Here is a 10,893-nt window from a genome sequence, read left to right as displayed (position 1 = left end):
CCGCCGGACGCGGGACGGCCCCCGTCGCTGCCGAGGCAGCGACGGGGGCCGTCGTCGTGGTGCGGGTGTTACTCGCCGGCCACGTCGGTGGTCGAGAGCTTCGCGCGGCGGCGAGCCAGGACCATCAGGGTCGAGCCGAGCAGCAGGACGGCGGCGCCGATGCCGATCGCGGCCTCGGTGCCTTCGCTACCCGTGTACGCCAGGCCGGTGGTGCCGGTGACGATCGGGGTGGCGGGGGCGGCGGCCGGGACGACCGCGGCGATGACGCTGAAGGCGACGTCAGCCGAGGGGTCCGAGACGACCGGCTGGCCGGCGGCGTCGAGCACGGGGGCGCCGTTCTCGTCGAGGAGGAACGCGACGGCGGCAGCCGTGTAGTCGTCCGGCGTCAGGGCAAGCGTGACGGTCCAGTTGCCGTCGGCGTCCACGACGATCGGGTCGCTGGGGTCGGCCGGCTCGGCAGCGGCGGAGGACATGTCACCCTCGGCAGCCTGCAGCTCGTCGAGCTGGTCCGTCGGGATGACGGCGAGCAGGATGTTCGATCCGGGGGTGCCGGTACCGGTGAAGGTGACCTGGTCACCGACGACGACCTGGCCCTCGGTGGGCGAGGTGATGACGGGCGCGTCGAGCGTGGCGTCGGGCGTCGTCGGGGGAACGACCACGGCGGGCAGGTTGAAGGCACGCGTGACGTCGCCCGAACCCGCTCCACCGGTGACCTGGGTCACGCGGACGGTCTGGGCCACGGCGGCGTCGTCGCCGTAGGTGTAGTCGAGCGACCACTGGCCGTCGACGACGGTGATCGCACCGGTGCCGGGCAGGCGGTTGCCGTCGGCGCCGAGCACGTTGACGGTCGAGCCCGAGTTGCCGGTGCCCGAGAAGGTGACGGTGCGCGTGGCGGTGGTGGTGCCCTCGGCGGGCGTCTCGATGACGAGGGTCTGGCCCTGGGGCAGGACGAACGCGGAGGTGATGTTGCCGGTGTCGACGCCGCCCGTGATCTGGGTCACGTGCACGATCTGGTTGCGGTCTGCCGTCTCGGGGTAGGTGTACTGGATCGACCACTGGCCGTCCACGACGGCCACCGAGTTGGAATCGGGGAGGGGGTTGCCGTTCGTGTCTTCGAGGACGATGCTCGAGCCCGAGTTGCCGGTGCCGGAGAAGGTCACCGTGCGCGAAGCGAGCTGCTCGTCGAGCTCGGGGGACGTGACGGAGAAGTTCTCGACGGGGGTGACGGCGGCGGGCAGGTTGAAGGCACGCGTGACCGGGTCCGAGAAGCCGCTTGTGCCGACGTCACCCGTGACGTAGATGCTCTGGTTGACAGGCGCGTCGTCGGCGTACTCGATGGTGGCCGAGAACGCCCCGGTCGTGCGGTCGGTCGTCGTCGAGGCAAGGAGGGTGGTGGTGGTGCTGTCGGCGAAGACGCGGATGTTGGCTCCGGCGACAGCCGTACCGTCGACCGTGACCGAGCGGTCGGCTTCGGTCGAGGCGGCCGCGGGGTTCGACACGACAAGGTTGCCGACCGCGGCCTGCGCCGCGGTGGTGGAGAGGAGGGCCCCTCCGAGGGCGAGCGTGAGGACGGCCGGAACGGCCACCGCACGACGCCATGAGAACTTGGTGATCACGTGGTGAGTGCTTTCTTCTTCGGTGGTGCAAGCGTCATCGCTTGTCCGCCCACGGCCCAGCGCCGGGTGAGACATGCAGTGCTGGCCCGGAGGGCAGCACCCCCTGAACCTATCCAGAACCTGAGAAAACGACACCGTTCGGTCCGGATGACGTCGGGTGGTTGACGAAGCACCCGCATCTCACCCTCTCGTGGCCGGTAGTCGGCCGCAGACCTGCTATCGACCCGTTCGGGGGCACGGACGTTGGCCGCGAGCTAGCTGGTCACGTGAGGCCTGGCCCCCGTTCGGGGCTGGCTCGAGAGCCAGGAAGCGTGTGCCCCCTTGTTATAGTCGAATCAGCTTTGGCCGAGATCCGTGACCGAGTGCTGGGGGAGCAGGCCGCATGAGCGACATCTTCACTCTGACGCCTGACGACGGGGACCGCGACGAACCGACCCGGGGCCCGACGCGGAAGCGGCGTCTGTCCAAGCCGGTCGTGGCACTGATCACGTTAGCGTCGGTGCTGGTCGCGGTCTTGGTGGTCGTCGGTGTCGTCGGGGGTGTCTACGCCGCCCGGCTCGCGAGCTCATTCGACGACAACGCGACGAAGATCGACCAGGCCTTCCCCGCCGAGTCGACGCGTCCGGCGCCGGCCTCCGACGGCGCGATGAACATCTTGCTGATGGGGTCGGACTCGCGAGCCGACCCGACGACGATCGACGACGCCTCGGCGTCGGACCAGCGGACCGACTCGATGATGCTCGTGCACGTCGACGCCGACCGCGAGAACGTCTACGTGATGTCGATCATGCGTGACCTCTACGTGCCGATCCCCGACCACGGCTCGAACAAGATCAATGCCGCCTTCGCCTACGGTGGCTCGCCGCTGACCGTCCAGACCGTCGAGCAGCTGCTCGGCGTCCGCATCGACCACGTCGCCATCATCGACTTCGAAGGCTTCAAGGGCATGACGACGGCACTCGGTGGGGTGGACGTGTACTCGCCGCAGGCGTTCACGTCGGGCGAGTACTCGTACGTCGCCGGCCTGAACCAGCTCGAGGGCGACAAGGCCCTGAGGTTCGTGCGCGAACGGTACGCGTTCGCCGATGCCGACTTCACGCGGGTGAAGAACCAGCAGGCGTTCGTGAAGGGCCTGGCGAACACGATCCTCAGCCGCTCGACCCTGACCGACCCCGGCAAGATCTCGGCCTTCGTCACGGCCATGTCGCCCTACCTCACCGTCGACAAGCAGTTCGACGTCGGCACGATCGCCTCGCTCGGCTTCAGCCTGCGCGCGATCGACGGCTCTAAGATGCACTTCTTCACCATCCCGACCGCCGGCACCGGCTCGATCGGCGGCCAGTCGATCGTCAACGTCGACCAGCCCGGGCTCGACGCCGTCAAGGCCGCGCTGGCCGACGACTCGCTGGACGCCCTGCAGATCTCACGATAGGCAGTGGATCGGATGGGGCCGCCGTTCCCATGGTGCAGGAAGTGGTTGCGGTTAGGGCGAGACGCCGGTGTCGAGCGAACCGATCTGCCCCGCCCCAAGACCCTGCACGGACCAGATGAAGATCGTGACGGCGAAGTGACCCCCGAAGGGGGGTGTGCCGGGTCGTACCGCGACACCTGTCGCGTGAACCCACCCTGAGCGCTGGCTGGGATTCGATGCGTGGGCATCGACGCGCGCACTAGCCTGCGGACGACGGGCACGCTCCCGTGCTCGCACGTGATCGAGGAGGATCACCATGGCAACGAATCACGCGGTCGCCTACAAAGGGCCCGGGCAGGTCGAGGTCATCGACGTCGACTACCCGACCTTCGAGTTGAAGGACGGCCCCGGCGTCAATCCCGCCAACGTCGGACGCAAGGTCAACCACGGCGCGATCCTGCGCACGGTCGCCACGAACATCTGCGGTTCGGACCAGCACATGGTGCGCGGTCGCACCACCGCCCCGACGAACCTCGTGCTCGGCCACGAGATCACCGGCGAGGTCGTCGAGGTCGGCCCCGACGTCGAGTTCATCAAGGTCGGCGACATCGTCTCGGTGCCGTTCAACATCGCCTGCGGCCGCTGCCGCAACTGCAAGGAGCGCAAGACCGGCATCTGCCTGAACGTCAACCCCGACCGTCCCGGCAGCGCCTACGGCTACGTCGACATGGGCGGCTGGGTCGGCGGCCAGGCCGAGTACGTGCTCGTGCCCTACGCCGACTGGAACCTGCTGAAGTTCCCCGACGCCGACCAGGCGATGGAGAAGATCCTCGACCTGGCGATGCTCTCCGACATCTTCCCGACCGGGTTCCACGGTGCCGTCACCGCCGGCGTCGAGGTCGGTTCGACCGTCTACGTCGCCGGAGCCGGTCCCGTCGGCCTCGCCGCCGCCACCGGAGCCCTGCTGCTCGGTGCCAGCGTCGTCATCGTCGGCGACATGAACGCCGACCGCCTCGCGCAGGCCCGCAGCTTCGGCTGCGAGACCGTCGACCTGACCAAGGGCGACCCGGCCGACCAGATCGACCAGATCCTGGGGGAGCCCCTCGTCGACTGCGGCATCGACGCGGTCGGCTTCGAAGCCAAAGGGCACGGCGGTGGATCGAGCGACGAGGCGCCCGCCACCGTGCTCAACTCGCTGATGGACATCACCGCGGCGGGTGGCGCCCTCGGCATCCCGGGGCTCTACGTGACCGGCGACCCGGGCGGAGTCGACGAAGCCGCCCAGAAGGGTTCGCTGTCGCTCAGCCTCGGCACCGGCTGGGCCAAGTCGCTGTCGTTCACCACCGGTCAGTGCCCGGTGATGAAGTACAACCGGCAGCTGATGATGGCGATCCTGCACGACCGGACGAGCATCGCCAAGAACGTCCACGCCCAGGCGATCAGCCTCGCGGACGCCCCGCGCGGCTACGCCGAGTTCGACAAGGGAGCGGCCACGAAGTACGTCCTCAACCCGAACGACCTGATCAAGGCGGCCTAGCGGTCGTCGCCACCCGCGCCTCCTCGGCCTCCGGTCCTCGCGACCGGCAGAGCCCGGGAGGCGCGGGTCGGCCCCCGCGGGCCGCCCCCGCCCCACGGGCCCTCGCGTCGGTGCGTGCCGTGCAAGGTGTATGACGGAACGATCCCATGACGAAGACATCCGACACCCCTGCCCCGGGAGGCGCCGACGCCTCGCGCCCCGCCTCCGCCGCCCGCTCGGAGGAGGACCGCCAGAAGTGGCGCGCCTTCGCCGTCTGCGTCGGCGTCGCCGCCCTGACGATCCTCGACCTGTCGAAGGTCAACGTCGGGCTGCCGAGCATCGAGGCCTCGCTCGGCGCAGGCCCCACCGCCCTGCAGTTGATCGTCGCGGGCTACGCGCTCGCCTTCGGCCTGTCGCTCGTGCCGTCCGGCCGACTCGGCGACCTCAAGTCGCGCCGCATGATGTTCGTCGTCGGCCTGACCTCGTTCACCGTCGCCAGCCTGCTCTGCGCCCTCGCCCCGACCATCGAGCTGCTCGTCGCGGCGCGCATCCTGCAGGGCGTCGCCGCCGGCATCCAGATGCCGCAGGTGCTCGGGCTGATCCAGCAGCTCTTCCAGGGCAAGGAGCGCGGCCGAGCCTTCGGCTTCTTCGGCGCCATCATCGGCGTCAGCACCGCGTTCGGCCCGACCCTCGGCGGTCTGCTGATCGCGATCGGCGGCCCCGAGGACGGCTGGCGCCTGCTGTTCTGGATGAACATCCCGCTCGGCCTCATCGCCATCTTCTTCGCGCTGAAGCTGCTGCCGAAGACCCGGACGGCCTCGAACGGCCACAACGAACTCGACCTGTTCGGCATCGTGCTGCTCGGGCTGACGATCTTCACGCTCATGCTGCCCTTCGTGCTGACCACCGGGCAGGGCGACGACCCGCTGCGCTGGCTGTTCTTGATCGGGTTCGTCGGGTTCGGCGCCGCCTTCGTCTGGTGGGAGCAGCGATACAAGGCCAAGGGAAAGTCACCGGTCGTGCACTTCAGCCTCTTCTCGCTGGCGTCGTACCGCAACGGAACCCTGATCGCCACGGTGTACTTCTGCGCCCTGCCCGCGACGTTCTTGCTGACGACTCTCTACCTGCAGCAGGGGCTCGGCCTCGAACCCGTCTACGCCGGCATGGTGACCATCCCGTTCGCCCTGACCAGCGCCGTCGCCGCCTTCTACGGCGGGCGCCTCGTCGACCGCTTCGGCCGCAGCCTCGTCGTGCTCGGCCTGGTCTTGGTGGCGGTGGGCTTCGTCGCCCTGCTGCTCGCCGCCGTGCTCACGCCCCGCGAGATCACGCCCTACGCGATGGGCGTCGGCATGCTGATCGCCGGCACCGGTGGGGGCTTCGTCATCTCGCCGAACCAGACGCTGACGCTGGCCGAGGTGCCCGTCGAGATGGGCGGCGTCGCCGGTTCGATGGGGCAGGTCGGGCAACGCGCCGGCACCGCCATCGGCACGGCGGCCGCGGTCTCGACGTTCTACTCGGTCATCGCCGGGGCCGGGGGAGCCGCCGGCTCGGACCTCGACGTCTACCACGAGGCCTACCGCAACGGCTTCTTCGTCACGATCGCCCTCGTGGCCGTGGCGCTCGTGCTCGGGCTGATGGACCTGCGCGCCCGCAAGAAGGGGCGCGTGGGCCAGGCGGCCGAGGCGTCGTAGGTGTCGGAGGTGACCGTTGCACTGTGGTGCGCCGCGCCTCCTGGGGTGGCCACCCGGTCGGTCAGAGGCGGGCGAAGGCCTCGACGACGTAGCTCGTGACGTCGACCTGGCGGGTGCCGAGCAGCGAGATCGACGCGGGGTCGACCGACCCGGCGACGGGGCCGGTCGTGGCGGAGACGGTGGCGGCGGGCGTGACGAACATGGGTGGCCTCTCGGTCGGCTGGTGACGCGGTCGGTGGAGCTGTCGGCGAGGCTCGGCCGCCCGTGACAGGGACACGGGCGGCGGAGCCCCTGACGCCCCTGCCCGAGATGATCGGTGCCCCTGGCGGGGCCGGCGACGTCGTGCGACCAGTCAAGCGGCCCGGACGTTGCGTGAACATAAGCGCAGGGCTGAGTCGCCCTCCGTCGCAGGGATGAACCTCGACCCGAGGCGTGGGGAGAGCCGGCTGGCCGTGGGCCGATCCGGTTCGTACCGGATCAGCCCGAGCGGGGGTGGTTCCCCCGTGGGCGTCGATCCGGTGCGTACCGGATCAGGCGCAGAAGGCGGTGCCTCCCCGAGCCCGACGGCGCGATCAGGCAGGAGGCGCGGCCACGATCCCGAGGACGGTCTCGTGCAGCAGCCCGTTCGTCGCCATCGCCGTGCCGTGCCAGGGCCCCGGCTGCCCGTCGGCGCTCGTGAAGCGTCCGCCGGCCTCCTCGACGACGACCGCCACGGCCGCCATGTCGTACGGCTGCAGGTCGAACTCGCCCGCGACGTCGACCGCGCCCTCGGCGACGAGCATGTACGACCAGAAGTCGCCGTAGGCGCGCGTCCGCCACACCTTGCTCGTGAGGTCGAGCAGCTGCGGCAGGCGGCCGGCGTCGATCCAGTAGTCGAGCCCGTTGAAACTCAGCGAGGCGTCGGCCAGGTCGCGCACGCCCGAGACGCGCAGCGGCCCGTCGTGCTCGGTCGAGAACGCGCCGCCGCCCTGGGTCGCCCACCAGCGCCTCCCGAGCGCCGGGGCGCTCACCACGCCGACGACGGGCACCCCGTCGACGACGAGCGAGACGAGCGCCGCCCAGACGGGCACGCCCCGCAAGAAGTTGGCCGTGCCGTCGATCGGGTCGACCACCCACTGGCGGTGCGAGGGGGCGTCGTGGCCGTACTCCTCGCCGTAGAAGGTGTCGCCCGGGCGGGCCTCGGCGACCCGCTCGCGGATCGCCCGCTCGACGGCCTGGTCGGCGTCGGTCACGTGCGAGCGGTCGGGCTTCAGCGAGACGTGCAGGTCGGCCGAGCGGTAGCGCTCGGTGCTGATCGCGTCGGCCAGGTCGGCCAGCTCGAGCGCGAGCGCCAGGTCGTCGGCCCAGGCCGCCGCCCCCGCGGGGTCGGCCGCCGCGGTGCGGGCGCCCGTCGTCGTCGTCGGGTCGGAGTCGGAGTCGGACGAGGAGGCGCGGGTCGGCTCGGCAGCATCGGTCACCCCGTCAGCGTACCGAGCCCGCCCTGCTCGTCCGCGACCCGCCCGCCGGCTCGACCCGCGCCTCCTGGGCGGGCATCGCACCGCGCTTCGTGCACGGCACCGCGACTAGTCCGGGTGTGCTGCACGAATCGCGGTGCGGTGCGGTGCGGCGCGGACCGGCGTGCGGGCGCGGCCCCTCGAGGCCGGGGGCGGCTAGCCGAGCTCGTCGCTGCGCGCGTCGTCCGCGGCCGCGGCGAGGTCGCGCCCGCTCACCCCGCCCTTCGACGCGAGCAGTGACTGCAGCGACTCGAGCCGCTCGCGGCCGACGTCGCCGAGCTCACCGGCCTCGATGCGGTCGACGATCTCCCAGTCGTGGGCCTCGGCCAGCGGGATGCCGTCGACCGGCTCGCCCTCGGCGGGGATCGCGTGCGAGGCGAACGACTTGAGGATGTTCGCGGGGTCGACGTGCCCGAGGCCGAACGAGCGGACGCCGGGGGTGTCGACGATCCAGCCGCCGGTCGGCACCTTGAACGAGACCGTCGACGACGAGGTGTGGCGGCCGCGACCGGTGACGGCGTTGACCACCCCGACCTCGCGCCGCGACCCGGTCAGGGCGTTGACCAGCGTCGACTTGCCGACACCGGAGTGGCCGACGGTGACGGTCACGTGGCCGTCGAGGACGCCGCGCAGCTCGTCGAGTGCGGGCGAGACCTGCCCGCCGGGGGCGACCTCGTCGAACGACGTCGACGTGGTCGTCACGATGCGCAGGTCGAAGCACGAGAAGTGGGCCGCGAAGGGTGCCGGGTCGGCGAGGTCGGTCTTCGTGATGCAGAGGATGGGCTCGACCCCGGCGTCGAACGCGGCCACCATGTAGCGGTCGACCAGGCGCGGGCGGGGCTCGGGGTCGGCGGCCGCGACGACGATCAGCATCTGGTCGGCGTTCGCGACGATGACCCGTTCGACCGCGTCGCTGTCGTCGGCGCTGCGTCGCAGGAGGGTCGAGCGTTCGTGCACCTTGACGATGCGCGCGAGCGAGCCCTCCGAGCCGCTCGTGTCGCCGACGACGCCCACGCGGTCGCCCGTGACGACGCTCTTCTTGCCCAGCTCGCGGGCCCGGGCCGTCGTGATCTCGCGTTCGTCGGGGGTGCCGGCGTCCATCAGCACGCCGTAGCGACCGCGGTCGACCGTCCAGACGACGCCCTCTTCGGCGTTCGCGTAGGCCGGCCGTTGCTTCGTGCGCGGCTTGTTGCCCTTCGGGTTCGGCCGCACCCGCACCGAGCTCTCGTCGTACTGGGCGTAGTCGCCCTCGTCGTCGGCCTCGTCGCCGTCGCTCCACCAGCTCATCGTTCCGCGCACCCGCTCATCGTCGTCGGCCCGGCGCCTAGAGGAACCCGAGCAGGTCGATGTCGGCGGGGCTCTCGTGCACGGCCCGGCCGAGCATGTCGTCCCACAGCTCGACGAACTGCGGCAGCGTCTTGGCGACGACCCGCACGTCGTCGAGCTCGACGCCCTCGACCGCGAGGCCGATGATCGCCGCGGCGGTCGCCATGCGGTGGTCCTCGTAGGTGCGCCACTGGCCGGCGTGCAGCGGGGACGGCTCGAGGCGCAGGCCGTCCTCGAGTTCGGTCACCGCGCCTCCCAGGGCGTTGATCTCGGCCGCGAGGGCCGCGAGACGGTCGGTCTCGTGACCGCGGAGGTGCCCGATGCCGGTGATCGTGCTCGGGCCGGACGCCAGGGCGGCCAGGGCGACCAGGGCCGGGGCGAGCTCGCCGCCACGGGACAGGTCGACGTCGACGCCCGGCAACGAGCCGCCGCCGATCAGGCCGACCCCGCCGTCGACGGTCAGGGTGTCGCCGTCGAGCGTCACGGTCGCGCCCCAGAGGGGCAGCAGGTCGACGAGGTCGGCCCCGACCTGGGTCGTCTCGGCGGGCCAGTGCGCGATCGAGACGGTGCCGCCGGCGACGAGGGCCGCCACCAGGAACGGCGCCGCGTTCGACAGGTCGGGCTCGATCACCACCTCGCGACCCTCGATCAGCGTCGGAGGCACGACCCAGACGCCGGTGGACGGCGACTCGACCTCGACCCCGCGCGACGCGAGCGCGTCGATCGTCATCTCGATGTGGGGCAGGCTCGGCAGGCGGTCGCCGGTGTGGGTCAGGGTGAGCCCGCGTTCGAAGCGCGGCGCCGAGAGCAGCAGGCCCGACACGAACTGGCTCGAGGCCGACGCGTCGATCTCGACGTCGCCCCCCTCGACCTCGCCCGTGCCGTAGAGGCTGAAGGGCAGCGAGCCCCGGCCGTCGTCGTTCACCTCGACGCCCAACGCGCGGAGGGCCTCGATCGTGGTGCGCATCGGACGCTTGCGGGCGCTCGCGTCGCCGTCGAACGTGACCGGGCCGAGCGCCAACGCCGCGACCGGGGGCAGGAAGCGCATGACGGTGCCGGCGAGCCCGCAGTCGACGGTCGCACCACCCTGCAGCTCGCTGGGGGTCACGACGAGGTCGGGGCCGAAGGGGGAGTCGTTCGGCGTCTCGGTGACCGTCGTGCCGAGCGCCTTGAGCGCCTCGACCATCAGGGCCGTGTCGCGCGAGTGCAGCGGCAGGCGCAGCGTCGACGGCGACGAGGCCAACGCCGAGAGCACGAGCTCGCGGTTGGTCAGCGACTTCGAGCCGGGCAACGCCGTGGAGGCGCGTAACGGGCCGGAGGCGGTGGGCGCGACCCAGCGCCCCTCGTCGACCTCGGGAACCTTCCCGTCGCCGTAAGGAGAGAACTCGGGCCCGGAATACCTGTACACCTGCATCGGTTCACCACAGTAATGCAGCGAGAACCTGGAGGACCTGTGCCTGTCGCACTTGCACCGAGGGAAATCACCGTCGCCGAACTAGAATCGGCCCTGATGAGCACCCCCGAGGGCCACGAGCCCACACCGACCACGACCGACGTCGAACCGACCGAGGCCGACGTCGACGCTGCCCTCGAGGCCGTCGACGCCGACGCCGAGAAGCGCGCCCTGTTCGAAGACCAGGCGTTGCCGTTCATGGACCAGCTCTACGCGGCGGCCATGCGCATGACGCGCAACCCGGCCGACGCGTCCGACCTCGTCCAAGAGACCTTCGTCAAGGCGTACGCCGCCTTCGCGCAGTTCCAGCAGGGCACCAACCTGAAGGCCTGGCTGTACCGCATCCAGACCAACACGTTCATCAACACGTACCGCAAGAAGCAGCGC

Annotated in this window: 9 protein-coding genes; 4 read left to right on the top strand and 5 right to left on the bottom strand. The window is 71.0% G+C overall.

The features are described from left to right. Positions 1 to 68: 68 nt before the first annotated feature. Positions 69 to 1,616, bottom strand: coding sequence for a hypothetical protein (locus ASG05_RS03100; RefSeq protein ID WP_056257186.1), 1,548 nt, complete (start codon positions 1,614 to 1,616; stop codon positions 69 to 71). A 382-nt stretch (positions 1,617 to 1,998) separates the two neighbouring features. On the opposite strand from ASG05_RS03100, the gene ASG05_RS03095 reads away from it, so the two are divergent. From ASG05_RS03095 to ASG05_RS03085, 3 genes are all read left to right on the top strand, one after another. Continuing rightward, complete coding sequence (locus ASG05_RS03095; protein WP_056257183.1) at positions 1,999 to 3,048, top strand: LCP family protein; 1,050 nt, start codon at positions 1,999 to 2,001, stop codon at positions 3,046 to 3,048. A 295-nt stretch (positions 3,049 to 3,343) separates the two neighbouring features. Continuing rightward, a complete protein-coding gene (gene fdhA, locus ASG05_RS03090; RefSeq protein ID WP_056257180.1) occupies positions 3,344 to 4,564 on the top strand; it encodes a formaldehyde dehydrogenase, glutathione-independent in 1,221 nt (406 codons plus the stop codon). Positions 4,565 to 4,710: 146 nt separating this feature from the next. Next, positions 4,711 to 6,234: an MFS transporter gene (locus ASG05_RS03085; protein ID WP_056257178.1), complete on the top strand. Its 1,524-nt coding sequence runs from the start codon at positions 4,711 to 4,713 to the stop codon at positions 6,232 to 6,234. A gap of 61 nt (positions 6,235 to 6,295) precedes the next feature. Here the strand turns inward: ASG05_RS03085 and ASG05_RS16170 are convergent, their stop codons facing one another. From ASG05_RS16170 to aroA, 4 genes are all read right to left on the bottom strand, one after another. Next, positions 6,296 to 6,436 (bottom strand): hypothetical protein, encoded by a 141-nt coding sequence (locus tag ASG05_RS16170; protein WP_157490027.1) that lies wholly within the window; start codon positions 6,434 to 6,436, stop codon positions 6,296 to 6,298. A gap of 370 nt (positions 6,437 to 6,806) precedes the next feature. After that, positions 6,807 to 7,568: an inositol monophosphatase family protein gene (locus ASG05_RS03080; RefSeq protein ID WP_056258338.1), complete on the bottom strand. Its 762-nt coding sequence runs from the start codon at positions 7,566 to 7,568 to the stop codon at positions 6,807 to 6,809. Between the two features lie 315 nt (positions 7,569 to 7,883). Then, a complete protein-coding gene (rsgA, locus tag ASG05_RS03075) occupies positions 7,884 to 9,014 on the bottom strand; it encodes a ribosome small subunit-dependent GTPase A (protein ID WP_082486279.1) in 1,131 nt (376 codons plus the stop codon). Positions 9,015 to 9,051: 37 nt separating this feature from the next. Next, a complete protein-coding gene (gene aroA, locus ASG05_RS03070; protein WP_056257175.1) occupies positions 9,052 to 10,467 on the bottom strand; it encodes a 3-phosphoshikimate 1-carboxyvinyltransferase in 1,416 nt (471 codons plus the stop codon). Positions 10,468 to 10,563: 96 nt separating this feature from the next. On the opposite strand from aroA, the gene ASG05_RS16800 reads away from it, so the two are divergent. After that, on the top strand, positions 10,564 to 10,893 hold a 330-nt coding region (locus tag ASG05_RS16800), incomplete at its 3' end, for a sigma-70 family RNA polymerase sigma factor (protein ID WP_369814029.1).

Origin of the sequence: Frigoribacterium sp. Leaf186 (assembly GCF_001423905.1) — a bacterium.
Taxonomy (GTDB): Bacteria; Actinomycetota; Actinomycetes; order Actinomycetales; family Microbacteriaceae; genus Frigoribacterium.
This window is presented reverse-complemented; position numbering and strand designations above follow the sequence as displayed.